Annotated in this window: 23 protein-coding genes and 1 pseudogene; 9 read left to right on the top strand and 15 right to left on the bottom strand. The window is 60.6% G+C overall.

The features are described 5' to 3' along the window. Positions 1-2: 2 nt before the first annotated feature. Positions 3-986, bottom strand: coding sequence for a tonB-system energizer ExbB (gene exbB, locus MHH62_RS23940; protein ID WP_032873316.1), 984 nt, complete (start codon positions 984-986; stop codon positions 3-5). Positions 987-1,174: 188 nt separating this feature from the next. Here exbB and MHH62_RS23935 point away from each other — a divergent pair, with 188 nt between their 5' ends. After that, entirely contained in the window at positions 1,175-2,026 is an 852-nt protein-coding gene (locus MHH62_RS23935) for an SDR family oxidoreductase (protein ID WP_014720486.1), read from the top strand. A gap of 125 nt (positions 2,027-2,151) precedes the next feature. Here the strand turns inward: MHH62_RS23935 and MHH62_RS23930 are convergent, their stop codons facing one another. From MHH62_RS23930 to MHH62_RS23905, 6 genes are all read right to left on the bottom strand, one after another. Then, complete coding sequence (locus tag MHH62_RS23930) at positions 2,152-2,892, bottom strand: hypothetical protein (protein WP_014720485.1); 741 nt, start codon at positions 2,890-2,892, stop codon at positions 2,152-2,154. A 56-nt stretch (positions 2,893-2,948) separates the two neighbouring features. After that, entirely contained in the window at positions 2,949-3,329 is a 381-nt protein-coding gene (locus MHH62_RS23925) for a RidA family protein (RefSeq protein WP_003176922.1), read from the bottom strand. Positions 3,330-3,353: 24 nt separating this feature from the next. Further along, positions 3,354-5,459, bottom strand: a complete 2,106-nt coding sequence (spoT, locus tag MHH62_RS23920; protein WP_003195510.1) for a bifunctional GTP diphosphokinase/guanosine-3',5'-bis pyrophosphate 3'-pyrophosphohydrolase — start codon at positions 5,457-5,459, stop codon at positions 3,354-3,356. A 60-nt stretch (positions 5,460-5,519) separates the two neighbouring features. Then, complete coding sequence (gene rpoZ, locus MHH62_RS23915) at positions 5,520-5,783, bottom strand: DNA-directed RNA polymerase subunit omega (protein WP_003195508.1); 264 nt, start codon at positions 5,781-5,783, stop codon at positions 5,520-5,522. A 167-nt stretch (positions 5,784-5,950) separates the two neighbouring features. Further along, complete coding sequence (gene gmk / locus MHH62_RS23910) at positions 5,951-6,571, bottom strand: guanylate kinase (protein ID WP_019818119.1); 621 nt, start codon at positions 6,569-6,571, stop codon at positions 5,951-5,953. A gap of 10 nt (positions 6,572-6,581) precedes the next feature. After that, positions 6,582-7,445: a YicC/YloC family endoribonuclease gene (locus MHH62_RS23905; protein ID WP_014720484.1), complete on the bottom strand. Its 864-nt coding sequence runs from the start codon at positions 7,443-7,445 to the stop codon at positions 6,582-6,584. Positions 7,446-7,731: 286 nt separating this feature from the next. Between MHH62_RS23905 and rph the strand changes: the two genes are divergently transcribed. Both rph and MHH62_RS23895 read left to right on the top strand, forming a co-directional pair. After that, the gene (rph, locus tag MHH62_RS23900) at positions 7,732-8,454 is read left to right on the top strand and encodes a ribonuclease PH (protein ID WP_003195497.1); all 723 of its coding nucleotides are present in this window, start codon (positions 7,732-7,734) and stop codon (positions 8,452-8,454) included. A gap of 22 nt (positions 8,455-8,476) precedes the next feature. Next, positions 8,477-8,845: a DUF4870 domain-containing protein gene (locus tag MHH62_RS23895; protein WP_003195495.1), complete on the top strand. Its 369-nt coding sequence runs from the start codon at positions 8,477-8,479 to the stop codon at positions 8,843-8,845. A gap of 59 nt (positions 8,846-8,904) precedes the next feature. Here the strand turns inward: MHH62_RS23895 and MHH62_RS23890 are convergent, their stop codons facing one another. Next, complete coding sequence (locus tag MHH62_RS23890; RefSeq protein WP_003195493.1) at positions 8,905-9,684, bottom strand: exodeoxyribonuclease III; 780 nt, start codon at positions 9,682-9,684, stop codon at positions 8,905-8,907. An 82-nt stretch (positions 9,685-9,766) separates the two neighbouring features. Between MHH62_RS23890 and pyrE the strand changes: the two genes are divergently transcribed. Continuing rightward, the gene (gene pyrE / locus MHH62_RS23885) at positions 9,767-10,411 is read left to right on the top strand and encodes an orotate phosphoribosyltransferase (protein WP_014720483.1); all 645 of its coding nucleotides are present in this window, start codon (positions 9,767-9,769) and stop codon (positions 10,409-10,411) included. A gap of 166 nt (positions 10,412-10,577) precedes the next feature. Here the strand turns inward: pyrE and argB are convergent, their stop codons facing one another. The 4 genes and pseudogenes from argB to coaBC form a co-directional block, all read right to left on the bottom strand. Beyond that, positions 10,578-11,483, bottom strand: a complete 906-nt coding sequence (gene argB / locus MHH62_RS23880; protein ID WP_003213275.1) for an acetylglutamate kinase — start codon at positions 11,481-11,483, stop codon at positions 10,578-10,580. A gap of 20 nt (positions 11,484-11,503) precedes the next feature. Then, a pseudogene (locus tag MHH62_RS23875) lies at positions 11,504-12,916 on the bottom strand (phosphomannomutase/phosphoglucomutase); the annotation flags it as partial. A gap of 248 nt (positions 12,917-13,164) precedes the next feature. Further along, entirely contained in the window at positions 13,165-13,620 is a 456-nt protein-coding gene (dut, locus tag MHH62_RS23870; RefSeq protein WP_014720481.1) for a dUTP diphosphatase, read from the bottom strand. Positions 13,621-13,625: 5 nt separating this feature from the next. Next, the gene (coaBC, locus tag MHH62_RS23865) at positions 13,626-14,834 is read right to left on the bottom strand and encodes a bifunctional phosphopantothenoylcysteine decarboxylase/phosphopantothenate--cysteine ligase CoaBC (RefSeq protein WP_003195481.1); all 1,209 of its coding nucleotides are present in this window, start codon (positions 14,832-14,834) and stop codon (positions 13,626-13,628) included. A 142-nt stretch (positions 14,835-14,976) separates the two neighbouring features. On the opposite strand from coaBC, the gene radC reads away from it, so the two are divergent. Further along, positions 14,977-15,651 (top strand): DNA repair protein RadC, encoded by a 675-nt coding sequence (gene radC, locus MHH62_RS23860; RefSeq protein ID WP_339232032.1) that lies wholly within the window; start codon positions 14,977-14,979, stop codon positions 15,649-15,651. Between the two features lie 54 nt (positions 15,652-15,705). Here the strand turns inward: radC and MHH62_RS23855 are convergent, their stop codons facing one another. Then, complete coding sequence (locus MHH62_RS23855; RefSeq protein ID WP_339232031.1) at positions 15,706-17,298, bottom strand: ABC transporter substrate-binding protein; 1,593 nt, start codon at positions 17,296-17,298, stop codon at positions 15,706-15,708. A 457-nt stretch (positions 17,299-17,755) separates the two neighbouring features. On the opposite strand from MHH62_RS23855, the gene rpmB reads away from it, so the two are divergent. Beyond that, positions 17,756-17,989 carry a 50S ribosomal protein L28 gene (gene rpmB / locus MHH62_RS23850; protein ID WP_003176907.1) on the top strand — a complete coding sequence of 78 codons (234 nt, stop codon included), beginning with the start codon at positions 17,756-17,758 and terminating at the stop codon, positions 17,987-17,989. Between the two features lie 11 nt (positions 17,990-18,000). Beyond that, a complete protein-coding gene (gene rpmG, locus MHH62_RS23845) occupies positions 18,001-18,156 on the top strand; it encodes a 50S ribosomal protein L33 (RefSeq protein WP_003176906.1) in 156 nt (51 codons plus the stop codon). Between the two features lie 129 nt (positions 18,157-18,285). Here rpmG and MHH62_RS23840 read toward each other — a convergent pair whose 3' ends face one another. After that, on the bottom strand, positions 18,286-18,648 hold the full coding sequence (locus MHH62_RS23840) for a cupin domain-containing protein (RefSeq protein ID WP_014720478.1): 363 nt from the start codon (positions 18,646-18,648) through the stop codon (positions 18,286-18,288). 230 nt (positions 18,649-18,878) lie between these two features. Between MHH62_RS23840 and MHH62_RS23835 the strand changes: the two genes are divergently transcribed. Then, positions 18,879-20,372, top strand: a complete 1,494-nt coding sequence (locus tag MHH62_RS23835) for an aldehyde dehydrogenase (protein WP_003195472.1) — start codon at positions 18,879-18,881, stop codon at positions 20,370-20,372. 177 nt (positions 20,373-20,549) lie between these two features. Further along, on the top strand, positions 20,550-21,692 hold the full coding sequence (locus MHH62_RS23830; protein ID WP_019819806.1) for an MFS transporter: 1,143 nt from the start codon (positions 20,550-20,552) through the stop codon (positions 21,690-21,692). A 125-nt stretch (positions 21,693-21,817) separates the two neighbouring features. Here MHH62_RS23830 and MHH62_RS23825 read toward each other — a convergent pair whose 3' ends face one another. Continuing rightward, positions 21,818-23,386 carry a phospholipase D family protein gene (locus MHH62_RS23825; RefSeq protein WP_032901893.1) on the bottom strand — a complete coding sequence of 523 codons (1,569 nt, stop codon included), beginning with the start codon at positions 23,384-23,386 and terminating at the stop codon, positions 21,818-21,820. Positions 23,387-23,393: the final 7 nt, after the last annotated feature.

Here is a 23,393-nt window from a genome sequence, read left to right as displayed (position 1 = left end):
GATTACCCCACTTTCACCATGTGCGGTTGCGAGCTGCGCTCGGTAGGCAGGTGATCGAGGTCACGGCTGACCAGCAACAGGACTTCAGCCGATGCATCCGATACCTGAGCCTTGTAGCCGGCAATCGAACGGGCGAAGACGTTGTAGATCACCACCGCAGGAATCGCGGCAACCAGGCCCAGGGCGGTAGCCAGCAGGGCTTCGGCGATGCCAGGGGCAACGACGGCGAGGTTGGTGGTCTGGGTTTTGGCGATGCCGATGAAGCTGTTCATGATGCCCCACACGGTACCGAACAGGCCGACGAAGGGCGCAGTGGAACCGATGGTGGCGAGTACGCCGGTGCCACTGCTCATGTTACGGCCGCAGGCGGCAACCAGGCGCTCCAGGCGGAAGCTGACGCGCTCCTTGATGCCTTCTTTTTCGCGAGTGTTGGCCGACAGGCGCATTTCTTCGAGTGCGTCGTGCACCAGCAGGTTAGCCAGGGTGCCCTTCTTGGTCGCGGTTTCGCTCGCTTCCTTGAGGGTGGTGGCTTTTTTCAGGTGGACGATTTCAGCGCGCAGACGACGCTTGGCGCCCAACAGCTCGAAGCCTTTGGCAATCCAGATGGTCCAGGTGATGATCGAGGCAATGGCCAGGCCGATCATGACGGCTTTCACCACCACGTCAGCATTCTGGTACATGCCCCATGGTGACAAGTCGTGGGCCATGCCCAGGGTGTTGTCTTCCTCAAGCACCACGCCGGTTTCGTCGGCAGGTGCGGCGGCGCCGGCGGCCTGGGCCGGGTCGGTGGCCACTGGCGCGACGGCAGGCGTTGCCGCAGTAGCGGCATTTTGCTCGGCAGCTGCCGGAGCGGCGGGGGCAGTGGCGTCAGCGAATGCGGCGGTCGGTGCCAGCAATACGCTGAACAGCATCGCAGCAATCGCACGCCAGGCGCGGGAGGGGCTGTGAAGCTTGGTTGGCGAAGCGGGGTTTGTATGACGTGTCATGCTGGCCGGACCTGAGAGAAAAAATGGGTGATCGTCCTTCCAGACCATTTCGGGTCGAGGACAAATGGGCGGTTATTATTGCAAGTAATTCTTGTTAACTAAAGTGGCACTGTTACTTTATTTCGCTTTTTACTGGCCGTTGATCCACTCGCGCGGCTAATCTGCGCCTTTGAGAATGGAGTTTTGTGATGTCTGTGCCTTCTGTTGTGATTGCCGGTTGCGGTGATGTGGGTAGTCGGCTGGCTAGCCAATTGCTGGCCTCGGAATGGGAGGTTCATGGCCTGCGCCGCGATATTTCGCGCCTGCCCGACGGGGTGATCGGCATCGCCGGCGACCTGTTCAAAAAGGACTGCCCTGACACCTGGCCCATCGGCGGGGTGGATTACCTGGTGTACTGCGCCGCTGCCACTGACCACGACGAAGCCGGCTATCGCGCCGCCTACGTGCAAGGGTTGCTGCATGTGCTGGAGTGGCTGGAAGACTACGGCCAGACGCCCAAGCATTTGCTGTTTGTCTCCAGCAGCAGTGTGTATGGGCAGCAAAACGGCGAGTGGGTCGACGAAACGTCCGAGACGCAAGCGAAGGGCTATTCCGGGCAGGTGATGCTGGAGGCTGAACAGGTGGCGCTCAACAGCGGTATTCCAGCGACCATCGTGCGACTGACCGGGATTTACGGCCCGGGTCGTGAATGGCTGCTCACTCAGGTTCGCCAAGGCTATCGCGTAGCGGTTGACCCGCCGTTGTATGGCAACCGTATCCACGCCGATGACGCCGCGGGCCTGCTCGCCTTTTTGCTGCGGCATGTGGAAAAGGGCGGTTCGCTGGACAAGGTCTACATCGGCGTTGACGATGCGCCGGCACCACTGGCCGAGGTGGTGGCCTGGTTGCGCGAGTACCTGGGTGTGACCGAGTGGGCTGAAGATGCAAGTGTGCGCCGTGCTGGCAGCAAACAATGCAGTAATGCGCGTATCAAGGCGCTTGGCTGGATGCCGACATACCCGACTTACCGGGAAGGCTATGCGGCGATTCTGAAAGGCTGAAGCGCGCAAAAAATGTGGGAGCTGGCTTGCCTGCGATAGCGGTATATCAATCACATCTTTGTTGGATGTAATACCGTCATCGCAGGCAAGCCAGCTCCCACATTTGGATTTGGGTGAGGCTTTTATTACTTTTCAAGCAACCATTGGCGAGGGCCTGGCGTAAACGAAGGCACTTCATCGGCCTGTGCGGTATTGATCGCCTGGAAGATCTCCAGTTGCTCACCCTTGCGCGCGAAGATCCAAGGGTTGCCCTGGCCGTTCAGTTGCAGCCAGATGCTGTCATAGCCGCCGCTCATGGAGGCGCAATCGCCTGCCAGACAGAGTGAATAACGATCAACCCCCGGTAGGCCGGCGACCTTGCCGTCTGCCTGGAACTGCACCGTGGCGCCGCTGCCGGTGCCGTCGCTGATCTTCCAGTCGCCGCCCATATAGGCCGCGTACAGCGCGCGTTCGAAATTGGCGCCCAGTGGCGCGCCTTCTGGGGCCGGGTCTTTGGCGCGGGCAAACAGCTGCTCGGGCTCGTTGTCGTTGGCCACTTGCAGCAGTTGCTTGCCTTTGCGCTTGAGTTCAGTGGCAGAGCTGCCATAGAAATCCACGTTCCATGCGCCGGGCTCTTCACCCGACAACTTGCCTTCCGCCACTTCAAAACCGTTGTAGTAGCGGGCCTGCAAGGCCTTGGTGTTGACCTCCCACTCAAGGTTGGGGCCATAAGACTGCAGGGCTTCACGCAAAGGGCCGCCCTTGGCCGCCGCGTCGATGGCGGCCTGGTTGATCCAGGTACCGCTTACATCCAGGTCGGCGGGGTTACTGGCACAGCCACCGAGCAACAGGGCGAGCAACGAAGAGGCTACAAGCGCTTTGCGCATTACGAAATCCTTCTGAAACGAAGTCGGCGCAGCCTTTTGGGGCTGCGCCGGGTGTTTTACTCGATGACCAGAATGGCGTCCATCTCAACCTGTGCACCCTTTGGCAGGGCGGCCACGCCGATGGCGGCGCGGGCTGGGTAAGGTTGTTCGAAGTACTTGCCCATGATCTCGTTGACCTTGGCGAAGTGGCTGAGGTCGGTGAGGAAGATGTTCAGCTTGACGATGTCCTTGAACGAACCACCGGCAGCTTCAGCCACGGACTTGAGGTTTTCAAAGACCTGTACGGTCTGGGCTTCGAAGCCTTCAACCAGTTCCATGGTCTTTGGGTCCAGCGGGATCTGGCCGGACATGTAGACGGTGTTGCCCGCCTTGATCGCCTGGGAATAAGTGCCGATGGCGGCTGGAGCTTTATCGCTGGTGATAACTGTCTTGGTCATGAATGACTCCTTGTAATGGATCGGTTATGCACGCATGCGGGTGATGCGGATCACACCGGTCAAGGCGCGCAACTTTTTGATCACGCGGGCCAGGTGCACACGGTCGTGCACGCTGACCACCAGTTGGACCACGCTGATGCGACCATCGCGTTCGTCCATGCTGATTTTCTCGATATTGCCGTCGGCGGCGTTGACGCTGCTGGCCAGCAGGGCGATGAGGCCGCGCTGGTGTTCCAGCTCAACCCGCAGCTCGACGTTGAATTCGCCGGTGACATCCTTGGCCCACGAGAGCTGGATGCATTTTTCCGGGTTGTGGCGGATTTCGGTGATGTTGCGGCAGTTGTCCAGGTGCACCACCATGCCTTTGCCGGCGGACAAGTGGCCGACAATCGGGTCACCCGGGATCGGCGTGCAACATTTGGCGTAGCTGAGCACCAGGCCCTCGGTGCCGCGAATTGCCAGCGGGCCTTCAGGGCTCGGCAACTGTTCACCTTCGCCCAGCAGGCGGCGCGCAACCACGTAAGCCATGCGGTTGCCCAGGCCGATATCTTCCAGCAGGTCTTCGATGGTTTCCTGGCGGTACTCGTGGAGCATCGCTTGCACGCGCTCTTGCGGGATCTTGTCCAGGGCGCTGTCGAAGCCGTTGAGCACCTTGTTCAGCAGGCGTTCGCCCAGGCTGATGGATTCGGAGCGGCGCTGCAATTTCAGCGCGTGGCGAATATGCGTACGCGCCTTGCCGGTGACCACAAAGTTGAGCCAGGCCGGGTTGGGGCGAGCGCCCGGTGCGCTGACGATCTCCACCGTGGAACCGCTTTGCAGTGGTTCGGACAGCGGGGCCAGGCGCCGGTTGATGCGACAGGCGATGCAGCTGTTGCCGACATCGGTGTGCACTGCGTAGGCAAAATCGACCGCCGTGGAGCCTTTGGGCAGCTCCATGATCCGGCCTTTGGGCGTGAACACGTAGACCTCGTCCGGGAACAGGTCGATCTTCACGCTTTCGATAAATTCCAGGGAGTTGCCGGCACGTTGCTGCATTTCCAGCACGCCCTTGACCCATTGGCGCGCGCGAGCATGGGTGCCTTTGGGCTGCTCGTCGCCGCTGGACTTGTACAGCCAGTGGGCGGCAATGCCGTTGTTGGCCATTTCTTCCATTTCGCGGGTGCGGATCTGGATCTCGATCGGCACGCCGTGCATGCCAAACAGGGTGGTATGCAGCGACTGGTAGCCGTTGGCCTTGGGAATTGCGATGTAGTCCTTGAAGCGGCCCGGCAGCGGCTTGTACAAATTATGTACAGCGCCCAGCACGCGGTAGCAGGTATCGACCTTGTCGACGATAATCCGGAACGCGTACACGTCCATGATCTCGTTGAAGGCCCGGCGCTTGCCGCGCATCTTCTTATAGATGCCGTAAATGTGCTTTTGCCGACCGCTGACCTCGCCCTCGATCTCGTCGATCGCCAGGCAATGGCTCAGGGACTCTTCGATCTTGTTGACGATTTCCTTGCGATTGCCCCGTGCGCGCTTGACCGCCTGGTAGATGCGCGCCGAACGCATGGGGTGCATGGCTTTAAAACCGAGGTCTTCGAATTCGATACGAATGGCGTGCATACCCAGCCGGTTGGCGATGGGCGCATAGATTTCCAGGGTTTCCTTGGCGATGCGTCGGCGCTTTTCGCCGGACAGCACTTCCAGCGTGCGCATGTTGTGCAGCCGGTCGGCCAGCTTGACCAGGATCACCCGAATGTCTCGGGCCATGGCCATGGCCATCTTCTGGAAGTTTTCCGCCTGGGCTTCGGCCTTGGTCTCGAAGTTCATCTGGGTCAGCTTGCTGACCCCATCGACCAGTTCGGCCACGGTTTCGCCAAATTGCGCACTGAGCGCTTCCTTGGCAATGCCGGTGTCTTCGATCACGTCATGCAGCATCGCGGCCATCAGGCTCTGATGGTCCATGTGCATGTCGGCAAGAATATTGGCCACCGCAAGAGGATGGGTGACATACGCCTCGCCGCTACGGCGGCGTTGGCCGTCGTGGGCTTGTTCGGCGTAGAAATACGCTCGGCGAACCAGGTTGACCTGGTCGGCGCCGAGGTAGGCCGATAAGCGATCGGCGAGGGCGTCTATGCTCGGCAAAGTGTGAACTCCTGCCGATGGCTGTGACCCCGTGCCGTGCTACGTCGACCAGGCATAGGCTTAGACGTCCTCGTTGGACTCGCCTTCGAACGCTGCAAACAGCGGTTCGTCTTCAACGATTTCGGCGTTGGCGATGAACTCGTAGCTCATCAGGCCTTCAGCGATTTCACGCAGGGCTACAACGGTAGGCTTGTCGTTTTCCCACTGGACCAGGGGCTCTTTGCCGCCAGTGGCCAGTTGACGGGCACGCTTGGTAGAGAGCATGACCAGCTCAAAGCGGTTATCCACGTGTTCTAGGCAGTCTTCAACGGTTACGCGGGCCATGGTATTCCTCGGAGCGAATGCAAGATGCGCGCTGCCCGGTTGGGCGAGCGGACTGAGCAGTTTAAAAAATCACCAGCGTTTAGGGAAGCGCTGATTTTTGGCAGGCCTTCGCAAAACCGCTACAAGTGCCAATGTAAGGCCCTTGCAGCTGTTTTGGGAAGAGCCAATCAGCCGAGCAATTCGGCGAGTAATTTGCCGAAACGTTGCTGTTGGCGCTTTTGCTGCAGTTGGTTGGCGCGGAAAATCGCCTTCAAATCGTCCAATGCGTGGGTAAAGTCGTCATTGATGATCAGGTAGTCGTAGTCGACGTAGTGGCTCATTTCGCTGACGGCCTCACGCATGCGACCTTCGATGATCTCGTCGCTGTCCTGGCCACGGTTGGTCAGACGCTGGTGCAGGGCTTGGAGCGAGGGCGGCAGGATGAAGATGGAGCGCGCCTTGGGCATCAGCTGGCGCACTTGCTCGGCGCCCTGCCAGTCGATCTCCAGAATCAGGTCGTGGCCTTCGTCCAGGGTCTGTTGCAGGTGGCTCTGCGAGGTGCCGTAGAGGTTGCCGAACACTTCGGCGCGCTCCAGGAAGTCACCGTGTTCGATCATCTTGACGAACTCGGTACGCTCGACGAAGTGATAGTGCACGCCGTCCACTTCGCCCGGGCGCATGGCGCGGGTGGTGTGCGAGACCGAAATGCGGATCTGCTCGTCAGCGTCGGTCAAGGCCTTGACCAGGCTGCTCTTGCCCGCGCCCGAAGGGGCGGAAATGATGTAAAGGGTGCCGGTGCTGTGGGTCATGGAGGGTGCCTTACTCAATATTCTGTACTTGTTCGCGCATTTGCTCGATCAACACTTTGAGGTTGACCGCCGCCGTGGTGCTGCGCGGGTCGAACGCCTTGGAGCCCAGTGTATTGGCTTCGCGGTTGAGTTCCTGCATCAGGAAGTCCAGGCGCCGACCGGCGGCACCGCCCGACTTGAGTACGCGGCGCACTTCAAGGATATGGGTACTCAGGCGGTCGAGTTCTTCGGCCACGTCGCTCTTCTGTGCGAGCAGGACCATTTCCTGTTCCAGGCGCGTCGGGTCGAGGTCGGCCTTCATGTCGGTGAAGCGGTCGAGGACCTTCTGGCGCTGGGTGGCGAGCATCTGCGGTACCAGTTCACGCAGGGTCACTACGTCGGCTTCGATCGACGTCAGCCGCTCGCTGATCAGGCGCGCCAGTTCGGTGCCTTCGCGCTCACGGCCGGCCTTGAGTTCCTTCAGGCCCTGGTTGAACAGGGCGAGGGCTTCGGCATTCAGGGCCTGTGGGTCAGCCGCGTCGGCCACCAGCACGCCGGGCCAGGCCAATACTTCCAGAGGGTTCAATGCGGCCGGCTGCTTGATCAGGCCGGCGATGGTTTCGGCAGCGGCCACCAGTTGGGCGGCGCGGTCGCGGTCGACCTGCAGCGGCTTGCCGGTGGTTTCTTCGGTAAAGCGCAGGGTGCATTCCAGCTTGCCACGGGAAATGCCCTGGCGCAGCGCTTCACGCACGGCGCCTTCGAGGTCGCGGAACGACTCTGGCAGGCGCAGGTGCGGCTCCAGGTAACGGCTGTTGACCGAGCGCAGTTCCCAGCTGAGGGTGCCTTGGGTCCCGGCTTTTTCGACACGGGCGAAGGCGGTCATGCTGTGCACCATGGAGGTACCTCGCGTTGGATAAATAGAAATTGGCCAGGCCGACCTGTAGGAGCGAGCTTGCTCGCGAAGAACGCAAGGCGCCGCGCTGAATCAGGAAGCCCCCGTAATTGTTGGCGTTTTTCGCGAGCAAGCTCGCTCCTACAGTCTGGAGGCGCAGGATTGTAGCGCAGTGGGAGGTAGGCGCCCAAACCCGGGCATTGGTAACCGGATTTTTTAGAAGTGCCCCGAACCGGCTTGCGGCTCTATAATGCTCGGCAGTTTTTCGTCCTCAGTACAGGTATCCCCTATGAAACGTCCAAGTGGTCGCGCTGCCGATCAGCTCCGCTCGATCCGCATCACCCGCAACTACACCAAACACGCCGAGGGATCCGTACTGGTCGAGTTTGGCGATACCAAGGTCATCTGCACTGTCAGCGTCGAAAACGGCGTGCCGCGCTTCCTCAAGGGCCAGGGCCAGGGTTGGTTGACCGCTGAATACGGCATGCTGCCGCGCGCGACTGGCGAGCGTAACCAGCGTGAAGCCAGCCGTGGCAAGCAAGGCGGGCGTACCCTGGAAATCCAGCGCTTGATCGGCCGTTCCCTGCGTGCTGCCCTGGATATGTCCAAGCTGGGTGACGTGACCCTCTACGTCGACTGCGACGTGATCCAGGCAGATGGCGGCACCCGCACGGCGTCCATCACCGGCGCCATGGTGGCCCTGGTCGACGCACTGAAAGTGATCAAGAAGCGTGGCGGCCTGAAAGCGGGTGACCCGCTCAAGCAGATGATCGCCGCTGTGTCGGTTGGCATGTACCAGGGCGAGCCTGTGTTGGACCTGGACTACCTGGAAGACTCGGCCGCCGAGACCGACCTCAACGTGGTCATGACCAGCACCGGTGGTTTCATCGAAGTGCAGGGCACTGCCGAAGGCGCGCCATTCCAGCCGGCTGAGCTGAACGCCATGCTGGCCTTGGCCCAGAAAGGCATGACCGAAATCTTTGAATTGCAGAACGCCGCGCTGGCTGACTGAGCCGGCCCCAAGGAGAAGCGCCATGAATGACAGCCAGTTGCCGGTCCCGGCCCCGTCCAAGGAAGTACGCCAGTGGGCAATGTTGTGTCATTTTGCGGCATTCCTGGGGTTGGTATTCCCCTTCGGCAGCTTGCTGGGGCCGTTGATCCTGTGGCAATTCAAGAAGGACATGGACCCGCTCATCGATGACCAGGGCAAGGAGGCGCTGAATTTCCAGATCACCGTGGCGATCGCCTGGCTGGTGTGCCTCTTGTTGGGCTTCGTGGTTGTTGGCTTCTTGCTGATGACCGTGCTGGTGATCGGGGCGTTGATACTGACGATCATCGCCGGTATCAAGGCCAACAAAGGCATTGCCTATCGCTATCCGTGGACCTGGCGCCTGGTCAAGTAACCGAACGGCCACAAAAAAACCGACATCAGTGTCGGTTTTTTTGTGCCTGGAAAACGACCTCAGATGGTCAATGTCCAGTCGTAGTCCACGATCAGCGGCGCGTGCTGCGAGAAGCGCGGCTGGCGCGGCAGGCGTGCACTGCGTACGAACCGGCGCAGGCCTGGGGTCAGCAGCTGGTAGTCGAAACGCCAGCCCAGGTTGAGCATCTCAGCCTGTTCGTTATCTGGCCACCAGCTGTACTGGTCGCCTTCGCGGCTGACTTCGCGCAGGGCATCGACATAGCCCATGTTGCCGACAATCTCGTCCATCCAGGCGCGTTCCGGCGCCAGGAAGCCTGGGGATTGCTGGCTGTCGCGCCAGTTCTTGATATCCAGCTTCTGTTGCGCCACGTACAGCGAGCCACAATAAATGTACTCGCGACGTTTACGTCGCTGTTTATCCAAGTAACGGGCGAAATCGTCCATTAGCTTGAATTTCTGGTTCAAGTCTTCATCGCCGTTCTGCCCGGAAGGAAGCAGCAAGGTCGCGATGCTGACCTTGTCGAAATCGGCTTGCAGGTAACGCCCGTAGCGGTCGGCTGTCTCGAAGCCGAGGCCGCTGATGACCGCCTTGGGTTGCAACCGCGAGTACAAAGCCACGCCACCTTGGGTGGGCACTTCGGCATCGCAGGCATAAAGGAAGTAGCCATCCAGTTGGAAGGCTGGGTCGTCCAGTTCAAAGGCGGAGGCACGGGTGTCCTGCAGGCAGATGACGTCGGCATTCTGTGCTTGCAGCCAACTGAGCAAACCACGCTCGACTGCAGCCTGAATACCATTAACGTTCACACTGATGATCCGCATAAATGGCCCCAAAAATCGCGTGCGTGTATGATACACGCCGTCCACCCAATTAGCTAAATCCGTGGTATCTGAGGCTTTTTTCATGCAGGCGTATCAGCGCGATTTCATTCGTTTTGCCATCGATCGCGGCGTTTTACGCTTCGGTGAGTTCACCCTCAAGTCCGGGCGCACCAGCCCGTACTTCTTCAATGCGGGCCTGTTCAACTCAGGTTCGGCCCTGGCTCAGCTGGGCCGTTTCTATGCGGCAGCCATCGTTGAGAGCGGTATTTCCTTCGACGTACTCTTTGGCCCGGCCTACAAGGGTATTCCCCTGGCAGCGGCGACGGCGGTAGCGCTGGCGGAGCATCACGGGCAGGACTTGCCGTGGTGTTTCAACCGTAAGGAAGCCAAGGCCCATGGTGAAGGTGGCAGCCTGGTCGGCGCGCCATTGACCGGCGAGGTGCTGATCATCGATGACGTGATCACCGCGGGTACTGCTATCCGTGAAGTGATGCAGATCATCGCTTCCCAGGACGGCGCCAAGGCTGCCGGTGTACTGATCGCCTTGAACCGTCAGGAACGCGGCAACGGTGAGTTGTCGGCGATCCAGGAAGTGGAGCGTGACTTCGGCATTCCGGTGGTGAGCATCGTGTCGTTGAACCAGGTGTTGCAGTTCCTGGAAGATGACCCGCAGCTCAAGCAGCATTTGCCGGCGGTGCGTGCCTACCGCGAGCAGTTCGGCGTCTGACACTGAATCCTGTGGGAGCGGGCTTGCCCGCGATAGCGGTGTGTCAGGCGGTGCATTTTAGAATGTACTGCCGTCATCGCAGGCAAGCCAGCGCCCACATTTGAACTGTGTACAAACAAAAAGCCCCGCTCAATTCGATTGAGCGGGGCTTTTTGCTTTGCAGCGGTTAAGGACGCTTGCGGTTACTGATCAGCGTGCCCACACCAGTATCGGTGAAGATTTCCAGCAGGATTGCATTTGGCACGCGGCCATCCAGGATCAGCGAGCTGCCGACGCCGCCCTGCACCGCTTCCAGTGCGCAACGGATCTTCGGCAACATGCCGCCGTAGATGGTGCCGTCGGCGATCAGGTCGTCTACCTGCTGGGTAGTCAAGCCGGTCAGTACCTTGCCTTCCTTGTCCATCAAGCCGGCGATGTTGGTCAGCAGCATCAGCTTTTCAGCCTTCAGTGCTTCCGCCACCTTACCGGCTACCAGATCGGCGTTGATGTTATAGGACTCGCCATTAGCACCCACGCCGATCGGCGCAATTACCGGGATGAAGTCGCCCTTGACCAGCAGGTTGAGCAAATCGGTGTTGATGCCGATGACTTCGCCCACCTGGCCGATGTCGATGATTTCCGGCTGGGTCATCTCCGGCGTCTTGCGGGTCACGGTCAGTTTCTTGGCGCGGATCAGTTCCGCATCCTTGCCGGTCAGGCCGATGGCGCTGCCGCCGTGGCGGTTGATCAGGTTGACGATGTCTTTGTTGACCTGGCCGCCGAGGACCATTTCCACCACGTCCATGGTTTGCGCGTCAGTGACGCGCATGCCATCGATGAAGTGACTCTCGATGGACAACCGCTTGAGCAGGTCGCCGATTTGCGGGCCGCCGCCGTGGACGACCACGGGGTTGATCCCTACGGCCTTCATCAGCACGATGTCGCGCGCAAAGCCGGTTTTCAGCTCATCGCTTTCCATGGCATTGCCGCCGTACTTGATCACCAGCGTCTTGCCGACGTAGCGTCGAATATAAGGCAACGCTTCGGACAGGACCTTGGCGGTGTTGGCAGCGGCTTCGCGTTCGAGGGTCATTCAGGGCTCCGGGCAAAAAATCAGAACGGTAATTGGAGATCAGGGGCAACACGTTTCAACTGGGCGTGGAACACGTCCTTGATGCGCTGCAACTCAGCCTCGGTATCCGCCTCGAAACGCAGGACCAGCACCGGTGTGGTGTTGGACGCGCGAACCAGGCCCCAGCCTTTGGCGTAATCGACTCGCACACCATCAATGGTGGTCAGGTTGGCGCCTTCACCCCATTGCGCATCGTGCAATGCGTCAATGATGCTGAATTTGCTCTCCTCGGTCACATGGATATTGATTTCTGGCGTAGAAATATCATTCGGGAAGGTCTGAAACAGCTCTTCGGCCGTGGATTTCTCCTTGCTGAGGATCTCCAGCAGGCGAGCGGCGCTGTAAATACCATCATCAAACCCGAACCAGCGCTCCTTGAAGAACACGTGGCCGCTCATTTCACCGGCCAACAGCGCGCCGGTTTCCTTCATTTTCTTTTTGATCAACGAGTGACCGGTCTTCCACATTAGCGGGCGACCGCCGTACTCCTTGATCAATGGCGTCAGGCGACGCGTGCATTTCACGTCGAAGATGATCTCGGCGTTGGCATTGCGCGCAACCACGTCGCGGGCAAACAGCATCAACAGGCGGTCCGGGAACACGATCTCGCCGGTTTCGGTCACCACGCCCACACGGTCCCCGTCGCCATCGAAGGCCAGGCCGACGTCGGCGCCTGTTTCCTTGACCTTGGCAATCAGGTCCACCAGGTTTTCCGGCTTGCCTGGGTCTGGGTGATGGTTGGGGAAGTTGCCGTCCACTTCGCAGAACAGTGGGATCACTTCGCAGTTCAGGGCTTCGAGCAATTGCGGGGCAATCACACCCGCTGCGCCGTTGCCGCAGTCCACCACGACTTTCAAGCGGCGGGCGAGCTTGACGTCACGGGTGATTTCATCGGAGTAGCGTTGCAGGATGTCAACCTTGGTGATGGTCCCTGTGCCGCGGGTCAGGTCGTTGGTCTTCAGGCGGGTGTGCAGGGCCTGGATCTGCTCATTGGCCAGGGTGTCGCCAGCGATGACGATCTTGAAGCCGTTGTAGTCCGACGGGTTGTGGCTGCCGGTAAGCATGACCCCGGATTTGCCCGCCAGTACGTTGGCGGCGTAGTACAGCGCGGGGGTTGGCACCAGACCGACGTCGCTGACGTGGCAGCCGCTGTCAGCCAGGCCCTGGATCAGTTGCTCGACCAGCTCCGGGCCAGACAAGCGGCCGTCACGGCCCACCGAAACGTTGGGTTCGCCTTGGGCCAGACTCTGGGAGCCGATGGCGCGGCCGATCCAGTAGGCGGTTTCGGCGGTCAGGGTCTTGGGGACCACACCACGGATGTCATAGGCGCGAAAAATGCTGTCGGGAAAGGTCGGGGCTACGCGGGCTGCGGTACTCATCGCGGGGGAAACTCCATCTGAAAGGGGGCAAGGCGGGCCTGATGTGGCTGGCCGGCAGGCTCAAACTGAAGGGTATGACGGCGTTTTCGGCAGAGAGTTCGTGGTGTAAAAATGCCATCGGCGCTTCGGCGCTAGCATTATTTTTACGTAGTCCTTTGATTTCATTAGAGAAATCTCGATGATTATTTCCGCGCATTCTTCATCCTGAAAAGCCGGGCGGTGGCGCGTGGCCGGACGATTGCATCCGGCCACGTTCAGCTTAGTCAGTGACTGCCGGAATGCCCAAAACCGCCTGCGCCGCGTTGGGTTTCGTCGAATTCCTGCACCAATTCAAAATGCGCCTGCACCACCGGCACCAATACCAGTTGGGCGATGCGCTCGCCGACGGCGATGTTGAAAGCAGTCTGGCCACGGTTCCAGCACGACACCATCAACTCGCCCTGGTAGTCGGAGTCGATCAGGCCGACCAGGTTGCCGAGCACGATGCCATGTTTGTGACCCAGGCCGGAGCGCGGCAGGATCAGCGCCGCCAAGCCAGGATCGCCGACATAGATCGACAGGCCAGTGGGAATCAGGATGGTTTGGCCCGGCTCAAGGACGGTGTCCTCCTTGAGCATGGCGCGCAGGTCCAGGCCGGCGGAACCCGGCGTGGCGTACGCCGGCAGAGGGAATTCGTTGCCGAGGCGTGGGTCGAGAATCTTGGCTTGCAAAGCGTGCATGGACATTAAACCTGGTTCAGCCGTTGGGCGATAAAAGAGATCAGTTGGCGGGCAATCTTGCCCTTGCTGGTCTGGGCGAAAAGGGTGGCGTGCAGTTCGCGGTCGATCACGCTGCACGCATTTTCCTCGCTGTTGAAGCCGATGCTCGGGTTGGCGACATCATTGGCAACGATCAGGTCGAGGTTTTTGTCTTTCAGTTTGCGTGCGGCGTAGTCCAGCAGGTGCTCGGTCTCGGCAGCGAAGCCGACGCTGAACGGACGGTCTGGACGGGTTGCGATGGTGGCCAGGATGTCCGGGTTACGCACCATTTGCAGGAGCAGGCCGTCGCCGCTCGTAGGGTCTTTCTTGAGCTTCTGCGGGGCCACGACCTCCGGGCGGTAATCCGCAACCGCTGCCGAGGCGATAAACAGGTCGCAGGGAATGGCGGCTTCGCAGGCCGCCAACATGTCCCGGGCGCTGACTACGTCGATCCGCGTGACGCGATCAGGGGTCGGCAGATGCACGGGACCTGTGATCAGTGTGACCCGTGCGCCTGCCTCGACCGCGGCTTCTGCCAACGCGAAGCCCATTTTTCCTGAGCTATGGTTGGTGATGTAGCGGACCGGGTCGATGTTTTCCTGGGTTGGGCCAGCGGTGATCAGCACGTGCTTGCCGGTCAGGGCCAGGTGCTGGAAGCACTCGGCGGCGCATTGTGCGAGGTCCGTGGCTTCGAGCATGCGGCCCAGGCCGACGTCGCCGCAGGCCTGGCTGCCGGATGCCGGGCCGAACACCTTGAGGCCGCGGGTTTGCAGGAGTTGGGTATTGGCTTGGGTGGCCGGGTCGCGCCACATGGCCTGGTTCATGGCCGGAGCGATAGCGACGGTGGCGTCGGTGGCCAATACCAGGGTGGTGAGCAGGTCATCGGCAATGCCCTGGGCCAGGCGGGCGATCAGGTCGGCAGTGGCCGGGGCGATCAGCACCAGGTCGGCCCATTTGGCCAGTTCGATATGGCCCATGGCGGCTTCTGCGGCCGGGTCCAGCAGGTCGAGGTGAACCGGGTGGCCGGACAGGGCTTGCATGGTCAGCGGGGTGATGAACTCACTGCCACCACGGGTCATGACCACGCGCACTTCGGCGCCCTGGTCCAGGAGCCTGCGAACCAACTCTGCGCTCTTGTAGGCGGCAATGCCGCCGCCGACGCCGAGAACGATGCGTTTCCGATACAGACGCTGCATTGGTTTGCCTTTCCAGTTCAGTGATGCCAGTTCAGTGACGCCTGCGATGACCCCTCCCCAGGTGAAATCGCCGGCAAAAAAGAGGGCCCTACGATAACACAGCGCCCGCCGGGCAACAGCGGAGCAGATACAGGGAGGTGGGATGAGTATTCGTGATTGGCCCGTGGCGGAGCGTCCGCGGGAGAAATTATTGGAAGGCGGCGCAGCGATCCTGTCCGATGCCGAGCTGTTGGCGATTTTCCTGCGTACGGGGGTTGCCGGCCGAAGTGCGGTGGATCTGGCGCGCCATCTGTTGGCGCAATTCGGTGGGCTGCGCCCGTTACTGGAGGCCAGCCAGACGTTGTTCAGCCAGCATCTAGGGCTGGGCCCGGCGAAGTTTGCCCAACTGCAGGCGGTGCTGGAAATGTCCCGGCGCCACTTGGCTGAGCGCTTGCGGGCTGACTCGATGCTGGAGAGCCCGTTGGCCGTGCGCGAGTACCTCAAGGCGCTGCTGCGCCATGAGCCCCATGAGATATTCGGCTGCCTGTTTCTGGACTCAAAGCATCGGGTGCTGGGGTTCGAGGTCATTTCCCAGGGCACCATCGACGCTGCGATTGTCTATCCGCGACAAGTGGTCAAGCGCGCCTTGGCGTACAACGCGGCGGCGTTGATCCTGTGCCACAACCACCCGTCGGGGAACGCGGAGCCCAGCGCGGCTGATCGAAAATTGACCAAGCTGCTGCAGAAGGCGCTGGACGTGGTGGATGTGCGGGTGCTGGACCATATCATCGTGGGCGATGGCGACCCGCTGTCGATGGCTGAATACGGTTGGCTGTAACGGCCCTGCCTCTGTAGGAGCGAGCAAGTTCGCTCCTACAGGTGGGAGTGTGCCTTAGGGCTTGAGGCTGACTTTCGAATAGTCCTGGCGCCCGAACGGGCTTACCTGGTACCCCTGGATGTTCTTGCGGGTCAAGGCAAACGCCGTCGGATGCGCCAGTGGCAGCCACAGCGCCTGTTGCTGGATCTGCGCCTGGGCCTGCTGATACAGCTTGCTGCGCACACCTTGCTCGCTGGTGGTTTTGCCCGCACTGATCAACTTATCCAGGGTAGGGTCGCAATAGCGGGCAAAGTTGGTGCCGGACTTCACCGCGGCGCAGGAGAACTGCGGCGTCAGGAAGTTATCCGGGTCGCCGTTGTCGCCGGCCCAGCCCATGAACAGCAAGTCGTGCTCGCCGGCCTTGGCGCGGCGGATCAACTCGCCCCATTCGATCACGCGAATCTCGGCCTGGATGCCAACCTTGGCCAGGTCGGCCTGCAACAGTTGGGCGCCGAGGTTCGGGTTGGGGTTCAGCAGGCTGCCCGTAGGGCGGGTCCATATTGTGGTCTTGAAGCCGTCCTTGAGCCCGGCGCGGCCCAGCAGCGCCTTGGCTCTGGCGAGGTCCTGCGGGTAGCCTGGCAACTCCTTGGCATAGCTCCAGGTGTTCGGCGGGTAGACACCGTTGGCTGCTTCGGCGGTGCCTTCGAACACGGCCTTGAGGTAGCTGCCCTTATCAAAGGCCAGGTTGATCGCCTGGCGCACTTCGGGCTTGTCCAGCGGTGGGTGCTGGCTGTTGATGGCGACGAACGCGGTCATGAAGGCGGCGGTTTTTTCCACCTTCAGCGCCGAGTCTTTTTCGGCCTCGCCCACATCCAGGGGCTTGGGTGACAGGGCGATCTGGCATTCATCGCGGTGCAGCTTCTGCAGGCGTACGTTGGCGTCCGGGGTGATGGCGAAAATCAGGTTATCCACCGCCGGTTTGCCGGCGAAGTAGTCCGGGTTGGCCTTGTAACGCACCACGGCATCTTTCTGGAAACGCACGAACACAAACGGGCCGGTGCCGATTGGCTGGCTGTTGAGCTTCTCGGGTGTGCCGGCCTTGAGCAATTTATCGGCATATTCAGCCGGATAGATCGAGGCAAAGCCCATGCTCAGTGCTGGTAAGAAGGTGGAATCGGCATGGTCGAGGGTGAAGCGCACGGTCAGTGGGTCAAGGGCGTCGATTTTCTTGACCAGTGTGGGCAATTGCAGGGATTGGGCGTGAGGAAAGCCGCTCTGGGCGATCTTGTGCCACGGGTTGGCCGGGTCGAGCATGCGCTCGAAGCTGAAGCGCACGTCTTCGGCGGTCAAGGTGCGGCTTGGGCTGAAATAACTGGTGCGATGGAATTTCACATCGGGGTGCAGTTTGAAGGTGTACGTCAGCCCATCGGGCGACACTTCCCAGCTGTCTGCAAGGCTCGGTACCAACTTGCCACTGGCCGCGTCGAATTCCACTAAACGGTTCATCAGCACGTCGGCCGAGGCGTTGGTGGTGGTCAGTGAGTTGTACTGCACCACATCGAAGCCTTCGGGGCTGGCCTCGGTGCATACGCTCAAGTTGGTGGCCGCAACGGCCATCGGCGCAATAAAGAGAGGGGCAAGCAATAGCGGTAGGGCAGCGAGGCGCATATTCGGTTTCCTGTGCAGATCGAAGGCCCATCTGCGAGTGCAGTCTGGAAAAAGCCTACCGTAGAGGTCTGATTGATAAATGACTAGCCCATTTTTGCCTGTGCTTTTGGCCAAAATGCTGTTTTGATGGCGCCTCAGCGTGTTTCGCCGTGCACTTCCCTGTGACCGCAGGCGTTGTAAATCATTCTGTGCGACGAGCGGTCGGCTGTTACAGCGGCCCCTCCTGGCAGCGGTTCAGGCACTTGTGGCCAAGATTTACGCTGCTAAAAGTACACAGGTTGTTGTTGCACTGGGGTCTTTCTGGTATAAAGCAGCGCTCTTTTCTAGGGGCCCGGTTCCTTCACTGTAGGTGTAGCCGGTAAGACCCTAAAGAAACGCGGCGCCTGGCGCCAAATGACTGAGAGATTAAGCGGCCAACCCATGCCGGGTTGGGCATGTGGTTTTAGAGGGCTGAGGCATGTCGAGAGTCTGTCAAGTTACCGGTAAGGGTCCGGTGACTGGGAATAACATTTCCCACGCAAATAACAAAACCCGTCGTCGTTTCCTGCCGAACCTGCAGCATCACCGCTTCTGGGTTGAAGAAGAGAAACGTTTCGTGCGTCTGCGCGTATCTGCTAAAGGCATGCGTATTATCGACAAGCGTGGCATCACTGTCGTGCTGGCCGAAATCCGCGCCGCTGGCAAGATCTAAGGAGCTCTATCATGCGTGAATTGATTCGAATGATCTCTAGCGCCGGTACTGGTCACTTCTACACTACCGACAAGAACAAGCGTACTACCCCGGACAAGCTCGAAAAGAAAATGTTCGACCCGCGCGTTCGCAAGCACGTGATCTACAAAGAAGGCAAAATCAAGTAATTGATTTTCCTCCTTGTGAAAAAAAGCCCGTATCTCACGATGCGGGCTTTTTTTTGCCTGATCGTTCCCACGCTCTGCGTGGGAATGCCGTCTCGGACGCTTAGCGTCCCGTTGTCGATCAATCAATGATCAGGCTTTCTCTTCAAACACCACGTAGATCTTGCGGCACGCTTCCAGCACTTCCCAGGTACCGCTGAAACCGGCAGGGATCACAAAGCGATCGCCGGCCCGCAGGGTCTTGGCATTCCCCTCGGCATCACGCAACACCGACACGCCTTGCACGATCTCGCAGTACTCATGCTCGGTGTAGTTGACCTTCCACTGGCCCACTTCACCTTCCCAGACGCCGGCGTTCATCTGGCCGCATGGGCTGTTGTAGTGGTTGTAGAGTGTCTGCTCGGGATCGCCCTTGAGGATTTTCTCGGCGGCAGGGCGGTAGCGTTCGGGGGCGGTGTTGGCTTGGCTGAAATCGACGATGTCCTGGATGCTCATGTGCATTTCCCGTCTGGCCTGCGGTTGGAGAGTCCAAAGTCTATGTTTATTAAAATGAACATCGCAAGGGCGTTTGCCGCCGTTATGTCAAATATATTGAAACATCCCCAGCCGCTGGTTTAGGGTGGCAGCTGCCTTGAGCCGAACAGCAGGCTGGTCGGGCAAGCATTCGTGATGGCGCCGGGATAAACCTCCCAGGCCCTTGTATTCAATAAGAGGAGGACACTCGCATGACCACCCTGACCCGTGCCGACTGGGAACAACGCGCCAAGGCTCTGAAGATCGAAGGCCGCGCCTATATCAATGGCGAATACACCGCCGCCGTTTCCGGTGACACCTTCGAATGCATCAGCCCGGTGGATGGGCGCTTGCTGGCCACTGTCGCCAGCTGTGATGCCAGCGATGCCCAGCGCGCCGTGGAAAATGCGCGTGCCACTTTCAATTCCGGCGTGTGGTCGCGCCTGGCACCGGCCAAGCGCAAGTCCGTCATGATCCGTTTCGCCGCGCTGCTCAAGGCCAACGCCGAAGAGCTGGCGCTGCTTGAAACCCTGGATATGGGCAAGCCCATCAGCGATTCCCTGAACATCGACGTCCCCGGCGCGGCGCAAGCCCTGAGCTGGAGCGGCGAGGCGATCGACAAGATCTACGACGAAGTCGCCGCCACGCCCCACGATCAACTGGGCCTGGTGACCCGCGAGCCCGTCGGTGTTGTTGGCGCCATCGTGCCGTGGAACTTCCCGTTGATGATGGCGTGCTGGAAACTCGGCCCGGCGCTGTCCACCGGCAACTCTGTCATCCTGAAGCCGTCCGAAAAATCCCCGCTCACCGCCATCCGCATCGCCGCGTTGGCCGTTGAGGCTGGTATTCCAAAAGGCGTGTTCAACGTGCTGCCTGGCTATGGCCACACCGTGGGTAACGCCCTGGCGGTGCACATGGACGTCGATACCCTGGTGTTCACGGGCTCCACCAAGATCGCCAAGCAACTGTTGATCCGCTCCGGCGAGTCGAACATGAAGCGTGTATGGCTGGAAGCCGGTGGCAAGAGCCCGAACATCGTGTTTGCCGACGCGCCGAACCTGCAAGCGGCGGCCGAATCCGCCGCCAGCGCCATTGCCTTCAACCAGGGCGAAGTCTGCACTGCCGGCTCGCGCCTGCTGGTCGAGCGTTCGATCAAAGACACCTTCCTGCCGCTGGTGATCGAGGCCCTCAAGGGCTGGAAACCCGGCAATCCACTGGACCCAGCCACCACTGTGGGTGCATTGGTGGATACGCAACAGATGAACACCGTGCTTTCGTACATTGAAGCCGGCCACGCCGACGGCGCCAAGCTGGTCGCGGGTGGCAAGCGCACCCTGGAAGAGTCCGGCGGCACCTACGTCGAGCCGACGATTTTCGACGGCGTGACCAATGCCATGAAGATCGCCCAGGAAGAGATCTTTGGCCCGGTCCTGTCGGTGATCACTTTCGACAGCGCCGAAGAAGCCATCGCCATCGCCAACGACACCCAATACGGCCTGGCTGCGGCGGTGTGGACGGCGGATATCTCCAAGGCACACCTGACGGCCAAGGCTCTGCGCGCCGGCAGCGTGTGGGTTAACCAGTACGACGGCGGCGACATGACCGCACCGTTCGGTGGTTTCAAGCAGTCGGGTAATGGCCGCGACAAGTCGCTGCATGCATTCGACAAGTACACCGAGCTGAAGGCGACCTGGATCAAGCTCTAAGCAACACTGCTGATCCCCTGTAGGAGCGAGCCTGTGTGGGAACTGGCTTGCCTGCGATAGCATCACTGAGGTGTGGCTGACACACCGAGGCGTCTGTATCGCAGGCAAGCCAGCTCCCACATAAGCTCGCTCCTACAGTTCGTTTTGCGAAGCAGAATTATCCACAGGAGCGTGGCAATGCGTTGGGCGACATATTTCGCCGTGCTGGCCTCGGTACTCAGCGTTGGCCTGGCCCTGGGTGTCAGCATGCCGTTGGTATCCCTGCGTCTTGAAGGTTGGGGTTATGGCAGTTTCGCCATTGGCGTGATGGCGGCGATGCCGGCATTCGGCGTCCTGCTGGGCGCCAAGGTCTCCAGCCGCATGGCGTCCTGGCTCGGCACTGCCAACCTGATGCGCCTGTGCCTGTGGGCCGGTGCGGTGTCCATCGGCTTGCTGGCGATCCTGCCCAGCTACCCGGTGTGGCTGGTGCTCAGGCTGATGATCGGGGTGATCCTGACCATCGTATTTATCCTGGGTGAAAGCTGGATCAACCAATTGGTGGTCGAGCAGTGGCGTGGCCGCCTGGTGGCGCTCTACGGCTGCAGTTATGCCTTGAGCCAGCTGTCGGGGCCGTTGCTGCTGGGCCTGATAGGCACCGATCATGACTATGGCTTCTGGGTCGGCGCAGGCCTTTTAGTGGTGGCGCCGTTACTGTTGCTAGGACGTACCGGGGCGCCGACAGCGGATTCGTTCAGCGTGACGTTTGGCGACCTGTGGCGCTTTTGCCTGGGCCTGCCGGCGATTGCCTGGGCTGTGGCGTTGTTCGCTGCCTTCGAAGCGATGATTCTGACGTTGTTGCCGGTGTATTGCCTGCAACAGGGTTTTACCGCTGAGATCGCCTTGGCGATGGTCAGCACGGTGGTGGTGGGCGATGCGTTGCTGCAATTGCCCATTGGCGCGCTGGCCGACTATCTGCCGCGACGCACTCTGTTTCTGGCCTGTGCACTGCTGTTGCTGGCGTCGAGCCTGGCGGTGCCGTTATTGATGCACACCTTGCTGATCTGGCCGGTGTGGGTGCTGTTCGGCGCCAGTGCCGGCGGGTTGTTCACCTTGTCGCTGATTTTGATTGGCGAGCGCTACCGCGACGATGCGTTGGTGCGTGCCAACGCTCACGTGGCGCAGCTGTGGGGCATTGGCTGCCTGATCGGGCCGCTGGTGGCAGGAGCGGGCAGCCAGTGGATCAGTGGGCATGCGCTGCCGCTGTTGATGGCGGCCGGGGCGCTGGGGTTGGTGGTGCTGTTGCTGCGCCAGGGGGCTTTCGGCGCTACGCAGCCGGCCTGACCTTTAAACGCGGCCAATGTGGGAGCTGGCTTGCCTGCGATGACGGTTTGTCAGCCAGCTGATTTGTTGTCTGGCACACCGCTATCGCGGGCAAGCCCGGCTCCCACAGGTGATCCGCAGGGGTTTTAGAGCATGCGTTCCAGGCCAACACTGGTGGCGAACCAAGCGTTGAACCGCCGCCACCAACTGCCCGGTTCGCAAGTCAGAGTGTGCATCTGGCCGTTGTCTTCTGTCACCCACACCACTTGGCCGTCCTGCAGTTTGGCCTCATAGCTCAACGCTGGCGCCATACCTTCCAGCGCCAGGTTGCGCACGTGTTCGGCCAGTTCGGGGCTGTCCACCAGTACGCCGACTTCGGTGTTCCACAGCACTGAGCGCGGGTCGAAATTGAATGAGCCGATAAACGACTTTTCTCGATCGAAAATCATCGCCTTGCTGTGCAGGCTGGAGTCCGAGCCGCGCCAGCTGCCATGCCGAAACAGGTGCGGGCCGCTGCTTGCGCTGGGATCGCCCGGCTGCCGGCGCAGCTCATAGAGCTTCACCCCGTGCTCCAGCAGTGCCTTGCGATACGGCGCATAACCGCCGTGCACGGCCGGTACGTCGGTGGCTTCGAGGGCGTTGGTCAGCAGGCGCACCGAAACACCCGCATCGGCACGCCCTGTGAGGTAGACCAGCCCAGGTTGGCCCGGTACGAAGTAAGCCGAAATCATGATCAGCTCATGGCTGACCCCCGCCAGCTCTGGCGCCAGCTGGGTGGTCAGCAACAGTCGCGGGTCGGGGTCGGCCTTGGCCAGTACCTTGCTCGGTGCGTCCCACAGCGCCTGGTTCCAGGCCCAGATCAACTCGCGGCGCCAGATGTCCATGCGGGGCTGGGTCTGGTAAGTGCGCAGGCGGTTATACAGCGCGTGGTTCTGCTGACGGGACTGAGCCAGCGAGGCTTCAAGGCGCCCGCGGGCGACGGCGAGGTCGACCTTGGAGGGTTTGTTCGAGACGAAGTCATCGATAGGCTTGCTCAGGGCGCTGTTCCAGTACTGGTCGAAGCTGTGACCCAATTGCTCGGCTACCGGCCCGACGCTGAGCATGTCGATGTCGGTGAAATTCAGGTTGGGTTCGGCGTCGAAATACTCGTCGCCCAGGTTGCGCCCGCCAACGATGGCCACGCTGTTATCGGCCAGCCACAGCTTGTTATGCATGCGCCGGTGTTGCAGCGACAGGTTGAATACACGGCCCATGGCGCGTGTAACGCCGGTGCTGCGCCCCAGGTGCAGCGGGTTGAACAGGCGTATCTGCACCTTGGGATGGGCGGCGAGGGTGGCGATGATCTGGTCGAGGCCATCGCTGGTGGTGTCGTCCAGTAGAATGCGTACGCGCACCCCGCGGTCGGCGGCCTTGAGCAGTTCGTCCACAAGCATGCGTGTGCTGATGCCGTCGTGCACGATGTAGTACTGCAAGTCGAGGCTGGTCTGGGCGTTGCGGATCAACTCGGCGCGGGCCATGAAGGCTTCACTGCTGTTGGGCAGCAAACGAAAGCCCGAGCGCCCTTGGTAGGGGGCGGCCTGGGCCTGGATCGAGCGACCGAACGAGGAGTCCTTCGCCGGCAGGGCATCGCTGGGGATGCGCGGGGTGTCGACCGTGGCGCAGCCGCCCAGGGCCAGGGCGGCCAGCAGGCAAAACGGTAAAAGCCGTCGAATCATCAAGGAA

Origin of the sequence: Pseudomonas sp. FSL L8-0168 (genome assembly GCF_037976155.1) — a bacterium.
GTDB classification, from domain to species: domain Bacteria; phylum Pseudomonadota; class Gammaproteobacteria; order Pseudomonadales; family Pseudomonadaceae; genus Aquipseudomonas; species Aquipseudomonas paracarnis.
Note: the sequence above shows the minus strand (reverse complement) of the source record. Positions and strands in the feature narration are given on the sequence as shown.

Bases quoted from the DNA above. Each gene is read 5' to 3' on its own strand.
- MHH62_RS23905 (WP_014720484.1), bottom strand. From the start codon at position 7,445: ATGGTGCACAGCATGACCGCCTTCGCCCGTGTCGAAAAAGCCGGGACC.
- MHH62_RS23895 (WP_003195495.1), top strand. From the start codon at position 8,477: ATGAATGACAGCCAGTTGCCGGTCCCGGCCCCGTCCAAGGAAGTACGC.
- exbB (WP_032873316.1), bottom strand. From the start codon at position 986: ATGACACGTCATACAAACCCCGCTTCGCCAACCAAGCTTCACAGCCCC.
- pyrE (WP_014720483.1), top strand. From the start codon at position 9,767: ATGCAGGCGTATCAGCGCGATTTCATTCGTTTTGCCATCGATCGCGGC.
- coaBC (WP_003195481.1), bottom strand. From the start codon at position 14,834: ATGCAGCGTCTGTATCGGAAACGCATCGTTCTCGGCGTCGGCGGCGGC.
- MHH62_RS23855 (WP_339232031.1), bottom strand. From the start codon at position 17,298: ATGCGCCTCGCTGCCCTACCGCTATTGCTTGCCCCTCTCTTTATTGCG.
- gmk (WP_019818119.1), bottom strand. From the start codon at position 6,571: ATGACCCACAGCACCGGCACCCTTTACATCATTTCCGCCCCTTCGGGC.
- rph (WP_003195497.1), top strand. From the start codon at position 7,732: ATGAAACGTCCAAGTGGTCGCGCTGCCGATCAGCTCCGCTCGATCCGC.
- dut (WP_014720481.1), bottom strand. From the start codon at position 13,620: ATGCACGCTTTGCAAGCCAAGATTCTCGACCCACGCCTCGGCAACGAA.
- rpoZ (WP_003195508.1), bottom strand. From the start codon at position 5,783: ATGGCCCGCGTAACCGTTGAAGACTGCCTAGAACACGTGGATAACCGC.
- rpmG (WP_003176906.1), top strand. From the start codon at position 18,001: ATGCGTGAATTGATTCGAATGATCTCTAGCGCCGGTACTGGTCACTTC.
- MHH62_RS23840 (WP_014720478.1), bottom strand. From the start codon at position 18,648: ATGAGCATCCAGGACATCGTCGATTTCAGCCAAGCCAACACCGCCCCC.
- MHH62_RS23930 (WP_014720485.1), bottom strand. From the start codon at position 2,892: ATGCGCAAAGCGCTTGTAGCCTCTTCGTTGCTCGCCCTGTTGCTCGGT.
- argB (WP_003213275.1), bottom strand. From the start codon at position 11,483: ATGACCCTCGAACGCGAAGCCGCTGCCAACACCGCCAAGGTCCTGTCC.
- MHH62_RS23830 (WP_019819806.1), top strand. From the start codon at position 20,550: ATGCGTTGGGCGACATATTTCGCCGTGCTGGCCTCGGTACTCAGCGTT.
- MHH62_RS23835 (WP_003195472.1), top strand. From the start codon at position 18,879: ATGACCACCCTGACCCGTGCCGACTGGGAACAACGCGCCAAGGCTCTG.
- MHH62_RS23935 (WP_014720486.1), top strand. From the start codon at position 1,175: ATGTCTGTGCCTTCTGTTGTGATTGCCGGTTGCGGTGATGTGGGTAGT.
- MHH62_RS23825 (WP_032901893.1), bottom strand. From the start codon at position 23,386: ATGATTCGACGGCTTTTACCGTTTTGCCTGCTGGCCGCCCTGGCCCTG.
- radC (WP_339232032.1), top strand. From the start codon at position 14,977: ATGAGTATTCGTGATTGGCCCGTGGCGGAGCGTCCGCGGGAGAAATTA.
- rpmB (WP_003176907.1), top strand. From the start codon at position 17,756: ATGTCGAGAGTCTGTCAAGTTACCGGTAAGGGTCCGGTGACTGGGAAT.
- MHH62_RS23925 (WP_003176922.1), bottom strand. From the start codon at position 3,329: ATGACCAAGACAGTTATCACCAGCGATAAAGCTCCAGCCGCCATCGGC.
- MHH62_RS23890 (WP_003195493.1), bottom strand. From the start codon at position 9,684: ATGCGGATCATCAGTGTGAACGTTAATGGTATTCAGGCTGCAGTCGAG.